The organism is Chryseobacterium endalhagicum, assembly GCF_016745235.1.
GTDB classification, from domain to species: domain Bacteria; phylum Bacteroidota; class Bacteroidia; order Flavobacteriales; family Weeksellaceae; genus Chryseobacterium; species Chryseobacterium endalhagicum.
Window position 1 is genome coordinate 885,332 of sequence record NZ_JAELVM010000001.1, and the last position, 18,855, is coordinate 904,186.

At 38.6% G+C, this 18,855-nt stretch carries 21 protein-coding genes; 18 read left to right on the forward strand and 3 right to left on the reverse strand.

From position 1 onward, the window contains the following. The 15 genes from JET18_RS03975 to JET18_RS04045 all read left to right on the forward strand — a co-directional run bounded on the left by JET18_RS03975 (position 1) and on the right by JET18_RS04045 (position 12,880). The gene (locus tag JET18_RS03975; RefSeq protein ID WP_202089317.1) at positions 1-171 is read left to right on the forward strand and encodes a hypothetical protein; all 171 of its coding nucleotides are present in this window, start codon (positions 1-3) and stop codon (positions 169-171) included. A gap of 64 nt (positions 172-235) precedes the next feature. Further along, a complete protein-coding gene (locus JET18_RS03980; protein ID WP_228728478.1) occupies positions 236-1,210 on the forward strand; it encodes a DUF2931 family protein in 975 nt (324 codons plus the stop codon). A 60-nt stretch (positions 1,211-1,270) separates the two neighbouring features. Continuing rightward, positions 1,271-2,692: a phospholipase effector Tle1 domain-containing protein gene (locus tag JET18_RS03985; protein ID WP_202089319.1), complete on the forward strand. Its 1,422-nt coding sequence runs from the start codon at positions 1,271-1,273 to the stop codon at positions 2,690-2,692. A gap of 5 nt (positions 2,693-2,697) precedes the next feature. Continuing rightward, entirely contained in the window at positions 2,698-2,997 is a 300-nt protein-coding gene (locus JET18_RS03990; protein WP_202089320.1) for a hypothetical protein, read from the forward strand. Positions 2,998-3,035: 38 nt separating this feature from the next. Beyond that, the gene (locus JET18_RS03995) at positions 3,036-4,079 is read left to right on the forward strand and encodes a hypothetical protein (protein ID WP_202089321.1); all 1,044 of its coding nucleotides are present in this window, start codon (positions 3,036-3,038) and stop codon (positions 4,077-4,079) included. A gap of 13 nt (positions 4,080-4,092) precedes the next feature. Next, a complete protein-coding gene (locus JET18_RS04000; protein WP_202089322.1) occupies positions 4,093-5,133 on the forward strand; it encodes a hypothetical protein in 1,041 nt (346 codons plus the stop codon). Positions 5,134-5,135: 2 nt separating this feature from the next. Further along, entirely contained in the window at positions 5,136-5,624 is a 489-nt protein-coding gene (locus JET18_RS04005) for a DUF4280 domain-containing protein (RefSeq protein WP_202089323.1), read from the forward strand. An 11-nt stretch (positions 5,625-5,635) separates the two neighbouring features. Next, positions 5,636-8,431, forward strand: a complete 2,796-nt coding sequence (locus JET18_RS04010) for an OmpA family protein (RefSeq protein WP_202089324.1) — start codon at positions 5,636-5,638, stop codon at positions 8,429-8,431. Positions 8,432-8,441: 10 nt separating this feature from the next. Then, positions 8,442-9,029: a hypothetical protein gene (locus JET18_RS04015; RefSeq protein WP_202089325.1), complete on the forward strand. Its 588-nt coding sequence runs from the start codon at positions 8,442-8,444 to the stop codon at positions 9,027-9,029. 3 nt (positions 9,030-9,032) lie between these two features. Next, positions 9,033-9,803, forward strand: coding sequence for a hypothetical protein (locus tag JET18_RS04020; RefSeq protein ID WP_202089326.1), 771 nt, complete (start codon positions 9,033-9,035; stop codon positions 9,801-9,803). A 45-nt stretch (positions 9,804-9,848) separates the two neighbouring features. Beyond that, positions 9,849-10,166: a hypothetical protein gene (locus JET18_RS04025; RefSeq protein ID WP_202089327.1), complete on the forward strand. Its 318-nt coding sequence runs from the start codon at positions 9,849-9,851 to the stop codon at positions 10,164-10,166. Positions 10,167-10,416: 250 nt separating this feature from the next. After that, complete coding sequence (locus JET18_RS04030) at positions 10,417-11,070, forward strand: hypothetical protein (RefSeq protein WP_202089328.1); 654 nt, start codon at positions 10,417-10,419, stop codon at positions 11,068-11,070. A gap of 118 nt (positions 11,071-11,188) precedes the next feature. Next, positions 11,189-11,953 (forward strand): hypothetical protein, encoded by a 765-nt coding sequence (locus tag JET18_RS04035; RefSeq protein ID WP_202089329.1) that lies wholly within the window; start codon positions 11,189-11,191, stop codon positions 11,951-11,953. Then, positions 11,953-12,513, forward strand: coding sequence for a LemA family protein (locus tag JET18_RS04040; RefSeq protein WP_202089330.1), 561 nt, complete (start codon positions 11,953-11,955; stop codon positions 12,511-12,513). The genes JET18_RS04035 and JET18_RS04040 overlap by 1 nt, the downstream gene beginning before the upstream one ends. After that, positions 12,494-12,880, forward strand: coding sequence for a hypothetical protein (locus JET18_RS04045; RefSeq protein WP_202089331.1), 387 nt, complete (start codon positions 12,494-12,496; stop codon positions 12,878-12,880). The genes JET18_RS04040 and JET18_RS04045 overlap by 20 nt, the downstream gene beginning before the upstream one ends. A gap of 305 nt (positions 12,881-13,185) precedes the next feature. Here JET18_RS04045 and JET18_RS04050 read toward each other — a convergent pair whose 3' ends face one another. The 3 genes from JET18_RS04050 to JET18_RS04060 form a co-directional block, all read right to left on the reverse strand. Then, positions 13,186-14,721: an endonuclease gene (locus JET18_RS04050; protein WP_202089332.1), complete on the reverse strand. Its 1,536-nt coding sequence runs from the start codon at positions 14,719-14,721 to the stop codon at positions 13,186-13,188. Between the two features lie 470 nt (positions 14,722-15,191). After that, a complete protein-coding gene (locus JET18_RS04055; RefSeq protein ID WP_202089333.1) occupies positions 15,192-15,722 on the reverse strand; it encodes a DUF4136 domain-containing protein in 531 nt (176 codons plus the stop codon). Position 15,723: 1 nt separating this feature from the next. Beyond that, positions 15,724-15,906, reverse strand: a complete 183-nt coding sequence (locus tag JET18_RS04060) for a DUF5522 domain-containing protein (protein ID WP_007842321.1) — start codon at positions 15,904-15,906, stop codon at positions 15,724-15,726. Positions 15,907-15,946: 40 nt separating this feature from the next. Here JET18_RS04060 and JET18_RS04065 point away from each other — a divergent pair, with 40 nt between their 5' ends. From JET18_RS04065 to JET18_RS04075, 3 genes are all read left to right on the forward strand, one after another. Further along, positions 15,947-16,273 carry a hypothetical protein gene (locus JET18_RS04065; RefSeq protein WP_202089334.1) on the forward strand — a complete coding sequence of 109 codons (327 nt, stop codon included), beginning with the start codon at positions 15,947-15,949 and terminating at the stop codon, positions 16,271-16,273. A gap of 570 nt (positions 16,274-16,843) precedes the next feature. Continuing rightward, complete coding sequence (locus JET18_RS04070) at positions 16,844-17,752, forward strand: 1-aminocyclopropane-1-carboxylate deaminase/D-cysteine desulfhydrase (RefSeq protein ID WP_202089335.1); 909 nt, start codon at positions 16,844-16,846, stop codon at positions 17,750-17,752. A gap of 16 nt (positions 17,753-17,768) precedes the next feature. Further along, complete coding sequence (locus tag JET18_RS04075) at positions 17,769-18,827, forward strand: glucosaminidase domain-containing protein (protein ID WP_202089336.1); 1,059 nt, start codon at positions 17,769-17,771, stop codon at positions 18,825-18,827. The last annotated feature ends 28 nt before the right edge of the window (positions 18,828-18,855 follow it).

Consider the following 18,855-nt stretch of genomic DNA (forward strand, 5'->3'; position numbering starts at 1 on the left):
ATGGCAATCATCAAAACAGCTAAGAATATACAGGTAAAAGTCACAGACTCTTATCATCTGAATGTTGGCAAAAAGGTTGAAAAAATTGCCCAGAAGATAAACGTGGAGGCGCAGAAGAATAATCTTGTTTTAGCGAGCAATAAGAAAATAATGTCTCATGGAAACAAGTAAATTAAGAATTCTGATTCTTTTTATTGCAGGTAGTTTCTCGTTAATCAATTGTCAAAGTAAAAAAATGGAGCAAAAATACAGCTGGCTGGGAACCGTCTCGGCACCACAGGAATATCCGATGGAAATTTACGGGGGAGCCATTACAGCAGATGATTTCACCTATGGGTTCGATGCCATCTGGGGTACAGCAAATACCGGCTGGGGAACTGAAGGAGGAACCATGAGTGTGGAAACCAAACAGATGGATCTTCCCGGCAAACTGGAATTTACCTGGTACTCATTGGTGGAAAATAAATTTTATACAGGAAAATGGGATCTGGATAAAGAAAAGATAAAGGGTCTTTTTGAAAAAGGTTTTATTGATCAGGATAACGGCAAAAAAACAACATACAGCAATTTTATTGTGGGATTGGCACCAAAAGGCCGTGTTGTTTTATGGATCAACGGTCCGGGAAACCAAAAAGAAGTTGGTGTTTTCCAGGCTCATGATACGCTGATTACCCAGGAAAAAGCCTACGAAAATGCCAAATACATGCTAAAAGAAGGGTTTGCAGACAGAATGCTGAAAGATCCGTCCTATGAAACATTTAAACCCGAAATCCGGGCTAAAATAGAAACAGAAGGATATCCCGATGCAGGCGTTTATGATATCTACAGAGAAAGATATCCATGGAAACCCTCGGTAATCCTTCCGGAAGGCAGTGAATGGATAGATTTCGGACTTACGAATTACAACGGAGAACAGGAAAACCTTTTCGGAGAAAGCCTTACAGCAGATACCTACAGAAAAAGAGCTGTTCCGAAATTCTGTGGTTTTTACTGGAGGGATCAGAACAAAAACCGGTATGCAGTCTGGGTTGATGCCTTTGATGAAAAAGAAATTTTTGAATTATTTGCGAAACTTGGAAAAGAAAAGGATATAGATTTCATCATCAAAGTGAATGGAGGCAATACGGGAGTATCATTATCATTAAAAAATGAAAAGGAGGAACTGCCCGTTACAAAAGCAAAGATCAGGCTTTCCCGTAAAATAGAATAAAAGTAGCCGCCGGAAGGATTTTTCATTGGCGGTCTGTCATCAAAAAATAAAATAAGAACCATGCACAATAATAAATTTGGAGATTATTCACCGGAAATAACCAAAGAGGAAGTGTTAGATATTACTCTTGGGGTGTTTTTTGACGGAACTTTGAACAACAAAACCAATACCACCGAAAGAAGAGCAAAAACAGCTGACTACAAGAAAAACGGTGGGAAAACTACCGATAACAACAGTTATAATAACGACTGGAGCAATGTAGCGCGTTTATGGGACAATTACGATAAAAATTTTGGAATTTATATAGAAGGGATCGGGACGGAAGATAAGCAGGAAGATTCTATGCTGGGCTATGCCTTCGGAACAGGAGATACCGGAATCCGCGGGAAAGTGAGAAAAGGCTGTGAGGAGATCGTGAAAAAAGTAAAAAATATCAAAAGCTCAAAAAAAGCTGATAAAATTGCGGTACTTACTTTCGATGTCTTCGGTTTCAGCCGTGGTGCTGCGGCCGCCCGTAATTTCTTACACGAAATAGGAAAGTCAAAATACAAAGCTAAAACCACAACCGTCTCATACCAGGGGATGACCGCTACTTCCCATTCGGACAGCGATGGAAACACAGTGGCTTCAGTAGAACTTCCGAAATGGGGACATCTTGGACTGCAGCTTCAGGAAGCCGGAATTACAGTAGATGTACTGAAGGTAAGGTTTCTGGGGATTTATGATACCGTTTCGTCCTATTCCAAAAACCTTTCTCCAAAACCGAATTTCCACAATGATGTGGAAGAACTTGGGCTGGATGATATCGGAAGGGCACAGACCATTATTCACTTTGTAGCCGAAAACGAACACAGAGAAAATTTCGACCTTACCAATGTAAGTGTAGGCATTGAGAAAATATTTCCCGGTGTACACTGTGATGTAGGCGGAGCTTATGAAGATGGTCCGGAAGTTTGGGAAGAGGTGGAAACATCCTGGACCACCAGTACGAAATTAAAGGCATTGAGACAGCAGCTGATCAATGAGGCATGGTATACAGATGAAGAACTTACCATTACGCCCGGATTTTATCTGTCATTAAGGGGTGAACGTAAATTTCTGAAAAAGGCATACAGCTTTATTCCTTTGCATTTTATGGCAGAATATGGGGTGGAAGAAAAAGTTCCTCTCAAAATAAAAAAACTTACCGACGAAACCTATTCCATTTCATCAGATGAACTGCTGGTAAGGGTGAAAGACCGCTTGAGACCTTATGCAATGGGAGATGGAAAGCAATATGTTTTTAAGAGAGCTAAAGATATTGAGACGGCATATGGAGGAGCCTCCATACCGGAGCAGAAGTATGCAGATTATCAGAGGGAAATGAGAGAGCATAATGATCTGAGGACCCTCAGAAATAAATACCTGCACTGGTCGGCAAGAAGAGAAGGTATCGGAATGGATCCTACTTCAGACAGGGTAAGAGTGATTCATGAAGCTTAGGTTGAATGAAGAAACATCTGGCCATAAGAACAGGCATTTTATTATCAGGATTTTTACTGATATATATCTATGACAAATGGGATTCGTGGTTCGGTTCTACCCAATCAATAGGAGGAAACAGCGGAATGTCTATTCCTATGGACTTTGTTTTAAATGTCTGCTGGGCAGCTTTATGGTGTCTGTTTCTTCTGATAGAAATTATTGTTTCTTTTTTTACAGGAAACAGAAAGTACAGAGGTGTCAATTTAATACTGATCCTGTCAGTGCTTGCACTGACGGCTATTTATATAGGAAACATTAAATAAAAATAGAAGGAAAAGAGCGTACGGAAGCCGGATTATTTATGCAGAAATTTAATATACATACCGTTCAGACAGGGGAAAGCTTAAGAAGCATAAGTGAACTGTACAGCCTGGATACGGCTGCTTTGAAGATATTTCACAATAGCTGCTGCAACGTAAAAGATATGATCCTGATTGAGCTTACAGGCCAGAAGGAAATATTTCTTCCCAGAACTGCGGTAACGGATAAAAAGAGGCTGGTACAATTCGGGAGGGCAAACAGCCTGATTTTTCGGCCGGAGAATTCGTTCAGCAGGTATGGAGTGACGATTATTATTGAGCATAATGACAGGAAGAATGAGCTGAAATATGAAACTTCAGTGCGTTGGCTGAGAACAGAGAGCAGATTTCATTTTTTTGAAATAGACAGGACTTCGGTCCTTTATCTGAACGAAGAAGAAGTCAGTGAAATAGCAGATCTTCTGGCTTATAAAACCTCTAAAGTTTTGTATCCTCTGCAGATCAGCGTAGATGAACAGGGGAAATTCAATGCGGTAGAGAATCTTCCGGTTTTCATGGAACGGTGGGATGCCGTAAAAGAAGAGCTTTACAAAGAATTTGAGGGTGAAACGGTTGATGAATACTGTTTAAAGATAGAAAAGGTGATATCAGAACCCGATGCCATGGATATTTATCTGAAAAACGATTATTTCATCCGGACTTTGTTCTTCGGAATATATCAGAATTTCGGAAAGGAATACCAAATGGAGATGGCAGACAGTTTTCCTATAGTTAACAATCCTGTGGAGCCGAAATATCAAATAAAGCTCGAAATTGATCCTTTGAAAGATGAATATAATTTAGTGAATATAGAAGGAGAAGGAAGACTGAACGATGAAAGGTCCGCTTATGATTTCATGAATAAAGCACCTTTTTCAATGATCATTGAAGACCATCCGTTAATGAACCATGAAGGAAATTTCAGGATAGCCTGTTACCTGAATGGAGAAACATCGCTGACAGAATCAATGTATCTGGAATGTGATATAGAACTCGAAAAGAAAAAGAAAATATCAGTAGTAGTGGCTGCATTGGCAGATCAATAAAAAAACTAACAAAATGAAAATCAAATTGAATCATAAAATATCCATATTGGTGTTTATATTGAGCTTTGGCCTGTATTTCGGGCAGAAAACAGAGTTCAATGTACCGAAAGATATTGAGACCTTACAAAACGCCATTTTTTATTTCCAGAACGATTTCACGAAAGATGAGCCTAAAGCAGCTGCAGCATCCGACAGTGATTTCTCAACGACTGTTGATCTCTATAATCTGAAATACGACGGAGTTTCTAAAAATCCTTACCTGGATCTGGCACTGAAAAGCGGAGCAAAGCCAAAACAGTTTATTCAGCAGGCGATCTGGACGGTAAACATGAAAAAAGTGTCTTCAAAAAGTACGAAAGTCACGGTTTATCTTGAGCAAATTATTCCAGACAGCTGGTCAAAGAAAGAAGTGGATACAAAACTCACCAAATCCACAGGAAAAGTGGAGCAGGAGATTAAAAAATTTCTTTTAAACTATAAACCCGCCGAGGCCGCAGCAGGAGCGGAAGCCGCAGACGCATCATCAGCTGAAGCCGCGACCACCTATTCGGATGCTCCCACAGTAGCTACTGAAGACGGAACCCCGAAGCAGAAAAAAGCTTCAAAATATCTCCAGAGTTTATTCAGCAAGAAACAGTTTATTGCGCTGCCGGCATCTTCTGACACTTTTACAAAGCTTTTGAAGGTAGATCCTACCCAGCCGGAATGTAAAGACTGTAAAAACGGGAAGTATTCCAACTGGGATTTTGATGATTTCAATATGATCTACGCCAGCATGAATAACGGACTGGAATATTACGCCATTCAGTATTACGGGAGCGATATGGTTTCAGGATTACCGCATGGCCTGGTATTCAATGACAGCTCGCCATCTGAATGCAAACAGAAATTTGCCCGGTATAATGCACAGCTCTACCAGACCACCGTGGATACAGATGAAAATACATCCAGAGCATTAACAGTGGTTACTTTTAAAATGAATTCCTCCTTTGTACGGCTGGAATTCGGGAATGAATATTTAAGCAGATTAGTAATTTCAAATAAAGAATTTTAGCCATGGCAGAAAAACATATTGTAGTACAGGGTGCTATGTGCAAATGCCAGTTCGGACAGGCTCCGGACAAGCTTAAAGTACTCTCACATCAGAAAGAATACGCCAACGATAAACAGGCTTCCAAAAAACTGATCGTCACCACGAAAGAAATAGGAGCCGCCACATTCGAAAAAAATACCTTCGGAAACTGTATAAAAATGGGAACTCCGCCGCCGCCGTGCAAGATCATGGTAACGGAATGGAAGGACTATTATGAAAAAGTACAGCTCAACAACGGCGGATACATTATCCTGGAAACCAGCAAGGCAGTCTGTGCCATCGCCGGAACACCGTGTATTGAAATCATAGACCACGGACAGAGAACGGAAGGCAGCGCGCAGAATTTTAAAAATGCTGATCCGGACGTACAGCAGCAGATCAATCCGATGGTGGATGCTGAGGAAATGTATAACGAGCAGCCCAAATACGGCGGGCAGGATAGTGCAATCTAAACGATAAAGAAATGGCAAAAGGTGTAAAGAAAATAAGGGTTACAAAAGGTAATTATTATCCGAAAATGTCTGTTCCGGGTCAGAGAGTTACGATTGTGCCGAACCAGGATGTAACCTTCCAGGTAGAAGAATGGCTGCCGGATACAACTGCTGAAGATAAAAAGAAACCGGTGATCTGGATGAGACAGACCAACGACCGTAAAATTATCATTTATCAGGTTCCGTCTACAACAGGATATAAATTTAATATTGACAAGCAATACTGCGGAAGCTATCATTTCTATATTGAAGCCAGTTTTTCCGGTAAAAGAGATACCAAAAACAACGTAGGCCTTTACGTAAAAGGCTGGTGCGAACCCAAAATTGTAACCAGTAAATGGACGACTCAGAGAGGAAGCAAGAACAGCATCAAAAACCAGAATAAAACCAATTATATCTCCTACGGCCATATCGTTTATCTTAATCTGACAACGGAAGGGCTTAACGGGAATACCGTGACCGTAGAACTCTGGAACCAGCAGACCGCAAAAGGGGATAAACTGGTCCACACCTACAATAATGTACAGGTTATAGACGGAGAGGTCAATTTAAAAATAGAAAATACCTATTCATGGATGGCCCATGTGGAGAACATTCAGAATGTGGAAGAATTTTACATCAAAGTCAAAGATTCCGGTTCCAAAAAATACATTAAAGACAGCCGCGGTGATGATCTTCACGCCATCTATCTTAACGTGAAAAATAAAGTGGTGACCACCAATGCCAACGTCAGCCAGAACCAGACGCCTACCAAAGTCTATAAGCCGGATGTGAGCGTGGTAAGATATGAGCCCTGTAAATTTGAAGTCATCAAGATTACAGAAACCGATACCAAAGACGGGAAACCTGAAAATACCACCGCTTTGGTTTTTGATAACGGGAAAGGAGTTAAACAGCTTAAAACAGGCCAGCAGCAGGAACATATACAAAGAACGATCTTTTATAAATTTGATTCCACCGTCATTGATAAAGACGGAGAAGCTATCCTGAACAATGTCCTTAAATTCCTTCTTGAGCACAAAGATTCTACCATCAATCTGAGCGGTTATGCCTGCGTCATTGGAAAACAGAATTATAATAAAGGACTGTCCCAGAAAAGATCCGATATCGTTAAGAAATTCTTTGCAGACGGAGGATTGGACCCCAGAAGGATTATCTCCACAGGAAAGGGAGAAGTAGACCCTACCGATGACAAAATGGGCAGGGACAACATCAAGTATAAGGACGAAAAAGACTACGAAAACAACAGAAGGGTAGATATTTCTTTTGTGTTTAATGCCCACGATGCACAGACCATTATGTATGAAGTGGTGGCTCCAAGCGTTTCCACCAAGAAAAACCTGACCATAGATATTGCAGGATTTGATACTAAAATTTGTTTCAGAGACAGCAAGCATAAGCATAAAAAAGAAATTTATGTAGTGGATGTAGGCCAGGCGATAGATGCAGGCGATACCAAAAAGACCTTTACGACGCCATCGTTTAATTATTCGGTATATTCCGATCTTTCGCAGTTCAATGCACTTCCGATACAGTATATATTACCGGGAGCTACTACGCCTAACCAGTTTCATCTCCATGTTCACAGCTGCAGATATTACAGCAATGAAAAACGGACGACGGTATTGATAAAGGTATACCCGGATATCAAGTGGACCCTAAGTTTCTTTCTGAACCTTACCAATGACCTCAGTGTAAAGTGGATGAATATGGATCCGCATGAGCATAAAGAACTGCAGAAAAAAGCAGGAAAGATGGGTGCTGAGAAAAGATGGAAACAGAAAGAGGCATCATTGGGATTCAGCTTAAAGGCAAAATGGAACAATGATAAGCAGGAAAAAGAGCTAAAATACGAATACGAAACCAAGTTTAAAAAAATATACGATACATTTGCTTCCATAGGCGCAATGTCAGATGGAATTACCAACCAGGCAAAAGGAAAAGTACGTTCCATTTCACCCAAAGGGATTCCGGTAAGTTTTGTCGTAAAACCACCCAATCTGGAGCTTTCAGGAAACTGGCTGTTAAAGCACCCGAAAGACAACAATATGATCGTCGGTACAGACGGAACCATAGAATTAAAGGCAAGTCCGCTGATTGGCCTGGAAATGACGGTGGATCTGCTGGGAGCGTTGGTATTCGGTATCGCAGGAGCAGTAAGCGGAGGTACGGCAGCGCCGGGAGTCACAAGACTCTATCAGGAAATTCAGGGGAAACTGAAATCCGGAATTGACGTAGGAAATGATAATGCCGGTTTCAAGGCATCAGTGGATATCTTCATGGATCTGATCATTTCCAGCACCATAGAGGTGGAATCCAGCTTTAATTTTAATACAGCCGGGAAACTGAAAGATTCTGAATTTAAAATATCTTCTAAAACCAAGCTTAAAATAGAATTGAAAGTAGGAGTGAAAATCCAGGGAGAGGTTTCATTAGCCGTTATAAAAGCAGAGGCCTATTTTGAGGCTTCCGCGTCGGGAAGTGCTTCCATCACATTCGGACATGGCATCAATTATGATGATAAAGGACTTTACTACCGTCCTGCTCTTGGATTTGACGGACTTGATGCCCAGTATGTGGTGACCATCAGCGTAGGCCTTGCGATTAAAATTGCAAAAAACAAGCATAAAGTACAGGAGAGCAGAAACGGAAAATATGAAATTGCAAAAGGAGATTATAAAAATGTGATTCCTCCTTTTGATGTTATAAAAGAACTGGAATCTTACTTTGGAATAAGTGCGAATATTCCTTTAATTAAAAATGATTAATACTCATACAATGAAAAATCTTATCTTATTATTTAGTTTTTTGGCTATTGTGTCCTGCAACGGACAAACCGATCTGGAAACGTTTAAATTTGACGAAAAAGTACCCGGAAATATTGCGAAAGGGGAGAAGGAAACAGAAGCCAATTATGGGTTATTATCATACAAGCAGGCAGATGTTCAGAACTATAAACTGGGAACTGCATCATTTTCTTCGTATTCAGTTCCGAAAGGGTATGAGTACTCAAACAATAATCTTTCCGTATTGGTAAACTCTTACCAGAATAATAACTATCTGGGATTCATCCTTAATCTTGCCAAAGAAGACGAAGGGAAAAAAGTAATTGATTACCTGACTAAAACATACGGAGCCCCGGAAAAACGTTCAACGGATAAAACCGGACTGGCTTATTTCTGGGATGCCGCTGCAAAAAATAAGTGGATATTTTTAACCCAGACTCAGGAATTAACAGAAGATAACGCCAAGTATACCAATACAAAACTGATTGTGGTAAAGAAAGGCACCAGAGTAGACAATGCTTCTGATGCAGGCGTTTTTTCTATTTTAGACAGCTTTAATCTTGCTTATCCAAAAAAATAACAGATGAAACCTTATTACGAAATAGATTTTAGTGCCGTAATGTGCTCCTTTCAGATCAAAATTAATGATGTGGAACTGATTTCATTGAGTATAGACGGGCAAACCAGATCCGACTTTCCGGTGAATCATCTGATCCTTGAAAGCGGAAAGCAGACCATAGAAGTGAAAGGACTTCCCATGAGCGGGCATACAGAAATGCATGACGATTCCTATATGAGATACCGGGTGAATGTGTACGATATGTCTTCAGGAGACTATGCTTTCGTAAAACAGTTTGATGAATATTTTACGCAAAAACCAGACAAAAACATTCCTTTTATTGGTCATACAAGCACATTTAACGCAGATGTTCCTTACAAGCTGGATGCATGGCAGAACGGAATCAATCTGAAAGATGCAAAATTCGATGTCAAAGAAAAACTGATCAGAAAATACAATGAGATCATCAGGCTGATCAATGGCGGCAATTATGAATCATTTATGGAGCAGTATCAGAAGAGAGAAGGTAATAATGCTTTAGCCATGTACTTAAGTAAAAACCAGGCAGAAAGCAGAATGGGCGGTGTTATTTCTGATATGAAAGACGGATACAGAGCGCAGCCCCTTCTTGACGATATTTACGTTGAATATTCAGGGTACGGGAAACTGGCTGCTTTAAAATGTACAGATATGATGCCTGCAATACGTTTGGAAAATCCGGAAACCGATGAAGAATTGGTATTGCCCATGACATTTTATATTCCTGAAGGAAAAGACGAATTTGAAATCATTTAACTGCTGTAAATGAAACATGTATTATTGGTCATAAGTTGTTTTTTGATGTTGAACTGCCATTCTCAGAAGAAAGAGGATGTTCATCTTATTGGAAAATGGAATGGTTCCCTTAAAGATGTGAAAACAGGAAAACTGATAGAAAAAATTATTCTGGAATTCACCGCTGACGGAAAGTTTTTCCAGCATTTGGGCGAAGGAAATCACAAGAATACCATAGAATCCAGATTTGAAATTCAAAATGACAAGATCATCACCACTGAAAAAGATACCGGAGAAAAAGCAGAAAGTAAGTATACCATTAAAAATGATACCCTGACTATTCTATATGAAGGTATTGAAAATAAATATATTAAAATTAAATAACCTGGCATTTTGGTCAGGAAGTTTGAGGCCGGAAGAGGGAAGTTATTGAAGTGCAAAGGCAGAAATATACGGCGGTGTTTATTAGGCTTTTTAATCCACTTCAAACAAATTTAAAAGGAGCTGTTTGATATTATTGTCTGGGAGTAACTTCCATCCTCCATCTTCCGTCCTCCATCCTTTTAATCTTCACTGCTTATCTCAAACTCTGGTTAAATAGTATATTTTCTTCTGTTTTCTTTAAAACAATCATATGACTTATTTCGGGTACTTTGTTCTGGCTGTTGTTTTATTCTCATGCTATATTGCATACAGGATCTTTGATAAAATTCTGAAAAAGAAGGGTTCTGAAAAAGGAGAAAAAAATCTTCCGGAAAAAATATTTGTTCTCTTCTTTGTGTTTCTGCTGGTGGCTTCCATCAATGTATTAACGATGGTATTGTCATATACTTTCTTTTGGGAAAAAGGATACAGAACGCTCAGTGAGACGAAATATGAAGCCGTTGTCATTGGTTATAAAAAAGAAACAACTAAAACACAGAACTTCCGGAATTCCACATACGACAGTAAATTCATCTATTTTCCAAAAGTAAAATATACCAATTCAGAGGGGAAAGAAATCATTAAAACGGTGGATATGACCAGCAACCATCCGCCTGCTCCCGGACAATACATAAAGATTACCGACCGGACATCCAGAGAAAGCGCAAATGCTGTGGAACTTAATTGGATCGTTTTTATTTTCGGAGGAATTTTTACTGGAATTGCAGCATTTTTTGCCCTTTTAATTTCCAGCTATATCACAGAATGTACTTTAAAAAAAAGAATCACATTATCCCTGTATGGAGCATTCATCCTATGCCTGCTCAATATCTCATGTGTGATGCTTATCTGGTTTAAACAATAAAATTACACGGAACTTTTACTTCCCGAAGCAGAATTAACCACCATTTTAAAATAAAATGTATTTTTGAGTTGATAATAATAAACCCTATTTAGGATTAAGAATGGAGAACAACAGGAAAATGTCGAAAACAGGATATATAATTCTGGGAATTATAGTGTTCTGCTTTCTCTATTTTATTTTATGGATCATCTTCAAAGAAAAAATGCCGCTGCATGAATATCTGTATGAGATCTCCAAAAATTATGACAGCTATGCAGAACGGATCATTATTCTGGTTCCTCTGGCCTTGGTGGTCGCAGCAGCTTTGCTTTTTATGCGTCCCACTCCTGCTAAACGGTTTTTAAGATTACAGAACTCTCTTCCTACATCAAAAATAAAATCCCTGGCAAAAGGGCTTGTAGAAGTGGAAGGCACCCTGATCATGAAAAATCCGCTGACCTCTCCGGTGGATCACGAAACCTGCATAGGATATTATTACACCATTGAAGATATCAGCAAAGATTCCGACGGCAGGCTTTCTTATACCACCGTTCACAGGGAAACCCAATGTAATGTTTTCCAGATGCAGGACGAAACGGGAACCATAGAAGTACAACCCGATAAAATTGAATTGGTCCTGTTAGGAGAAACGAATGTGAGCAGCAACAACAATAAAAGATATACGGAAACCCTTTTGAAGGCCGGCCAGAAAATGCTCCTGGTGGGCTATGCAGATGCTGAGAATGGAGTTCCTTTTATAAGAAGAGATGATCATTATAAAATCCTGGGAATCACTTCAGCTTCCGGAATCACCGTGTGGAACAGATACCAGCCGCTGCTGAGGTCATTTTTATTCATTTGTTCCATCATCCTTTTAATAATCATCTATATACTCGTAGAATAATGAACCGGACAACCGCCATCATATTACTCGGATTGCTGGGGGCAGCAGTCATCAGCTTTTTAATCAATTTATACAACAAATTGGTGATGCTTAAATTTAATGTAGAAAAAGCCTATGGAAATATCGATGTTGTTCTGAAACAGAGAGCAGATGAAATTCCTAACCTGGTCAGCGTGGCCAAACATTTCATGAACTATGAAAAAGAGATTCTTACCCGTCTTACGGAGTTGAGGTCCTCTTACAGCAATGCCTCAGATTCAGAAAAAAAGACCGCATTAGCCAATGAAACCTCAAAAGCACTTACCTCATTTTTTGCTGTGTCTGAAAACTATCCGGAACTTAAGTCCAATAATAACTTCCTGGAACTGCAGAAAAGAATTTCCGAACTGGAAAATAAGATCGCGGACCGCAGAGAATTCTTCAACGACAGTGTAAACCTTTACAATATCGGCATCCATGAATTTCCCAATGTAATTTTTGCGAAAATGTTCGGTTACAAAGACAAAACCTTACTGGAAGTTCCTAACCCTGAAAAACAATATGATGGCGTTCAGTTTTAATACATTCTTTGGATTTGAGCAGGATCTCATCGCTTATCCGGAAGCAGCCATTTTTGGAGCCATGCTCGTACCTGTGTTACTGATGATTCCCATTGCAGTTATCGCCTGGATATTCAGAAAACTTAAAATTAATATGTACATCATCCATGTCCTTTTATATACCCTGATGTTTACATTTTTCCTGGGTTCTATAGCGATGCTGATCCTTTTCTTTATTACGGACAGAAACGGAATTAAATTAGCGTATTGCTGGACGGTCATTCTCGCGGGGATGTTCTTCTTTAGCCTTATCAATACAAATACTATCACCAAAATGTTTACGGATTGGTCAAAGATTATCAAAGAAAAAGATAATTCGAGGCGGTAAATAAGTGTAAAAATATATATTAAAAAAGAGGCTGTCTCAAAAGTGAGGCTGTCTTTTTTAGATAATTTCAACGCAAAGTCTGATACTATTTCTCCTAATTTCAAGGTATACAAAGAGATGTGGCTGTGCCACTGAATATGCGGACGTTTTATCCACACGCTTCATCGAATCAATTTCAATTGATTCTCTACTTTGCATTCCTAAAATATAAAGTATGATCTTCAAACTTTGCGTCTAATAAAAAAACTCTGCATAAAAAAAGCCGGCTCAACAAAGTTGAGCCGGCCTTCCTGACATTTAATCATTTATTTTACAATAAATTTCAGTGTAGACTGATCCAGTTTTAAAATATAAACGCCCTGCTCAAGATTTCTGATCTTAATAGAGTTTCCGTTTTTAAAAGGACTGTTGATCGTTTGAAGAGATTTACCCTGAAGATTGAAAATCTCAGCTTTCTGGATATGCTGAGTTTCTCCCTTGACAAAAATTTCCTGACCGGAAATTGGGTTTGGATATACCTGAAGCTCCTGAACTGCGGCTGCTTCAATTGAAGATTTTTGAGCCATTTTTGCTGTCCCGGATGAATAGCACGTCCATTTAAGGTCGTCGATCGCTACTCTGTTGCTGGAAGAGTTGTTTACAAGGCTTACCGTAACGTTTCCTGAAATATTGATGTTATTAATGGTTGTTGTGGCCGCTGTAGCACTGTAAGGGATGGTTCCTACTGTTGTACCGTTTACTTTTACATCAAAAGTTCCGTTGCTTCCTGAGAACTTAAGCTGTGTAGTTACAGTTAATGATCCGATACCGTTTGCTGAGCTTCCTGAAGTTAGAGAACCGTCTCTTACCGTGATCGCTTTGCTGTTGATGGTTTGATCTGTTCTGGAATCAGTTGCAGTCCATGAAATACCGCTTCCTGTCCATGTTCTTGAAGTATAAGATGATGCGCTGGCAGAAGGAATGGTTTCGAAAGTTTCATTCACGCAGTCTGTACCAGGATTAGTTGGTGTTCCTGGATCAGGAGTTCCCGGACCTGCATTACCCCAGATCTGGGCTACATAATTCGGATTGTCGATGAATGGATTTCTGTTCCCCTGATACGTATAAGAGGCATTATTTCTTCCGATTTCAGCAGCAGAAACAGGATCCTGATTGTGCCAAGCCAGAAGAACATTCAGCTCCCATGTCTGTAATCCCGGAAAAGCTGAATTTCCAAGCATATTTCCTGAAGAGAAAGTAGAAAGTTTGCTCTGGTAACGGGTTACAAAATAAAAGATCATTCTGGCTACATCACCTTTAAATTCGTCGATAGGTTCAAAAACAGTTCCGCCATAACCTGAAGATGAAGAACTTCCCAGCTTTGATCCGTTTTTAGAAGTAAATGTTGCTGAACCTACCTTTCCGAAAGGATAATTGCTTCTCATACCGTTCACTTTTCCGTCAGTGGCACGGATGAAATGAACATCAGAAACCATTGGCGAAGATTCACTGAATAAGCTTTGAGGCACAATATGTTCTCTGTTGTAGCAGTTTCCTTCTACGGAATATGTACCACACTGATTTGTTCCCGGAGTATATTTGTAAGGATCGGTACCTGTTGGTTTTTCCGAATAGATATCCATGATAGAACCGTCATTTTCATAGTTCTTATCAATATCAGTCGTTTTATAGGCTGTCCAGAGTCCGCTGTAGCCTTTGTCCTGATGTCCGCTGGTAATGATAGAACTTAATGCCGTTTTAAGTGCAGCACCGGTCAATCCATTGGCTGAACTGTAATACCCTGCAGGAGCCTGGGCATTCGCAAGCCCCGCTATCACAGTACATAAGATAATTTTTTTCATACTAATAAAATTTATGTAAGAATACTATATTTTCCCGAAACAGAAATTACATTACTGTTAATTTTGAAATGTACAGCATGCAGTTTTACAACGAACATAACTGTTTTCAAGCTTTCCACCGATAAATTTAAATGTTCAAAAATATACACAAACATCTGTGCTGATCTGAGAAATCTGTGGTTAAAAAGATATGTATTATAAAAGATAAAAGTTTTTAAATTTAGCTTATTGTAAATGAAATTTTAAACCGTTAAGGGATTTTAAGTCTTTAAGATTATTAAGTTGAGCTTCGCTTTAAGCAATGCATATCTTAAAAAATCTATAGATTTTCCTTAACTATTCTTATCTCCTGAATTAAACTTAATGTTTCAAAATAAACAAATGTTTGCTTTTTCTAAATCTTAAACATAAAAAAATCCGGTACAAAAAAATTGCACCGGATTATATATAAAATTGATTTAAATAAAATCTTATTTTCTCTGAGGAGGATAGTTTTTCATAATCTCAGCCATAATCTCAGGAATCTGTCTCTGCTTGGATCTCGGAGAATCTACGGAAATCCCGCTTCCGATGCCCTGCCAAACCAGCTTGTTTGTTTTAGAATCAATAAGATCTACGATCAATGCTCCTTCATTATAATTGCTGGTCCATGTTCTGCTCATACCGACACCCCATCCGAAAGGACCGCCCCATCCCCACATTCCGTAAGGAGAACCGTTGTTGGTAATATCCGTTACTTTTTTGTGATTTGCTTTTACATTGATGATCAGATCAGGATTTTCGCCGGACTGAAGTCCTTTGCTCTGAAGCTGTCTTGATAACTCGTTCAACACTCTGTCTTTATCAATATCATTCAGTTTCAGATCGTCAATTCTGATTTTATATGTTTTGTAGGTAGTGAAATTAGCCGTTTCAGCATAATCTGAACGTACCTGGAATGGACTGCACGATGTAAGGCCTAATGCAGCCGATGCTAACAAAATAAAAATATATTTTTTCATTTTATTTATTTTTTTTATCGTTTTTAATGAATGTATCAGTCTTTTTATCGTACCCGTAAGGACAGTGTCTGCAGCCGCTTTTACAGCAATATCCTCTTTTCAGATGGAATTTTTCCGTAAAAACCTTGTACCCCTGTTCATTGTAGTAGAAGTCTTCACCTTCTTTGATGTCATAATGGGCCATAAGTTAAATCTCTAAGTCAAAAAACTTTATATTTGTTAGTATGATAATTATATGCCAAAAGCCATTAAAAAAATTAAAAATTAACGGCATTGCTCTTTTTCCCTTTATCTTCATTAGGAAACCCGAAGATAAGGAAAATAATGTACTTATCAATCACGAAAAAATCCACTTAAGACAGCAGCTTGAAATGCTTATCATTTTCTTTTACATCTTCTATGTCATCGAATATTATTACTGGTTTTTCAAACTTAAAGACGGGTTCCTTGCCTACAAAAGAATCTCATTTGAACGCGAAGCCTATGCAAATGAACGGAATCTGGATTATCTGAAGAAAAGAAAATTCTGGGGTTTCAGGAAGTATTTGTGATATAAAATTAAAAGATTAAAAGATTAAAAGATTAAAAGATTAAAACATTCAAACATTCAAACATTCAAACAATTTCATTAAATATTCAATAGGAATGGGCTTTAATCCATTTTTAAAATATTAAATATTCATCAAGGCTTCAGCCAAAACATATATTCTTCATCCTTAAAAACGCAATCATCTGTGAAAATCTGTGTAATCCGTGGTGAATAAAAATTTTCACGAAAAAACGCATAAAAATTCAAAGCATATTACAAAATTAATAATTTCAAATATTCAATAGGGGCGGGCTTTAGCCCGCCTATAATAAATAAATCTGCATTCATCCGGCTTTAGCCAAAACCTAAAAATTAAACCTAAATTCCACAAATTTTTCCACGAATAATCACAAAAACATTTAACATCATCATCTGTGAAAATCTGTGTCATCCGTGGTTAAAAAATATTCCTACAAATAAAATATTTTTGCAAATACCTGCAATCATCTCTGCAAATCCTTACTCATCGGTCGTCAAAAAAATCAATTCCAAATCTTTTACTAATTTTGCATATAATAGTTAAATACTAATAATGCTGTTAAAGCTCCCGGCAGAACCTATTCCCATTCAGGAAATATCCATTTCTGAAAACATAAAACTCTTTCTTAAAAGAGAAGATCTTATTCATCCCCAAATCTCAGGAAATAAATATTGGAAACTGTTTCACAACATCAATAATTATCTGGAGAATAATCCGGAAAACCCTTATCTCATTACGTTCGGAGGAGCATTTTCCAATCATATTGCTGCGGTTTCTGCGGTTGGAAGCCTGTCCGGTATTCCTACGCTGGGAATGATAAGAGGGGAGGAGCTTGCGGCTAAATGGCGGGATAATCCTACATTAATTTTTGCAAAAAGAAACGGGATGAACCTGAAATTTGTCACCCGCGAAGAATACAGACACAAGGAAAAACTTACGGAATTTCTGCAGAACGAGTTCCCTGAGGCACTTATCATCCCTGAAGGAGGAACCAATGAAGAAGCGGTGGAAGGCGTGAAAATGATGCTGAATGACCAAACAAAAGATTTTGATTATCTTTGCACCGCAGTCGGAACGGGAGGAACCGTTGCCGGAATTGCAAAATTTTGTGAAGAAGATCAGAAAGTTATAGGATTTAAAGTAGTTGACGATGCTTCACTGGAGAATAAAATCTCTGAATTAACTTTGAAACAGAATTTTAATCTAATAGATTCATGTTTTGGAGGTTATGGTAAAATAAAAGATGAAAACATCCGTTTTATCAATGATTTTAAAGAGAAATACGGGATTCCTTTGGAACCGGTATATACAGGAAAGATGATGCAGAAAGTTTTCGAACTTATAGAAGAAGGATATTTTCCTGAGAACAGCAGGATTCTGTGCTTTCATACCGGAGGATTACAGGGTATTGAAGGAGCAAATCTGCTTTTGGAAAAACAGAATAGAAATTTAATTATATAAGTAAAAATTGAAAAACATGAAAAGACTTTTCTTACTCATAAGCCTTTTAGTTTTATCAAAATTCTCAGCTCAGGCTTGGGCTACTGAAGACCAGTACATTCAAAAATTCGCTAGATATGCGGTAGAAGAAATGGAAAAATACAAAATTCCGGCTTCCATCACATTGGCTCAGGGACTTCTGGAAACGGGAGGAGGGCAGAGCAGACTGGCTCAGGAAGGTAAAAATCACTTCGGAATAAAATGTAAGGAAGACTGGACCGGAAAAACCATGAAGCACACAGATGATGCGCCTAATGAATGTTTCCGTGTTTATGACGATCCTCGGCAGTCTTATGAAGATCATTCCATATTCCTTTCAACAAGAAAATACTACGCCAATCTTTTCAATCTTAATATGAAGGATTACAAAGCGTGGGCACATGGATTGAAAAAAGCGGGCTACGCAACCAATCCTCGTTATGCCTCAATTCTGATCACTAAAATTGAAAAGTACAGACTGTATGAGTACGACGATACCAATTCTAAAGAAGTACTCTATGCCGTTCTTAAAATGTATCCTAACCTGAAAGATGACCAGACGTTCATGGCTCAGCTGGAACCTTCGAAAATGGGAATTAAGAAAAAAGATCCCGTTACAGTAGAGGTTCCTTACAAGCAGACCTCTTATGTGCAGCAGCAGAAAAGAGTGGAAAGGATCAAAACGAAAGCTGAAATTCTTAACTCAATACTTATCAAAAGCCACCCGAATGACGGGCTGAAATATATTGTAATTCCGGAAGATACTACCGTTAAATTCATTGCAGACAAATTCAAAGTAAGCGAAAGCAGACTGATAAAATGGAATGAATTAGATAACAATGTTTTAAGAAAGAATGATATTGTCTTCCTTGAATCTAAGAATTCTGAAGGAAATACCGCAATGTACAAAGCCGAATCCGGTGAAGATATGCACGATATCGCACAGAAATTCGGAATCAAATTGAATAAATTATATGCTAAAAACAGAATGGATGAAGGACAGAGACCTTCTCCGGGCCAGCTGATTTATTTAATTGACAAAAAACCACGAAACTAATTTTTTGTTGCAGGTTCCTTGTTTTCAG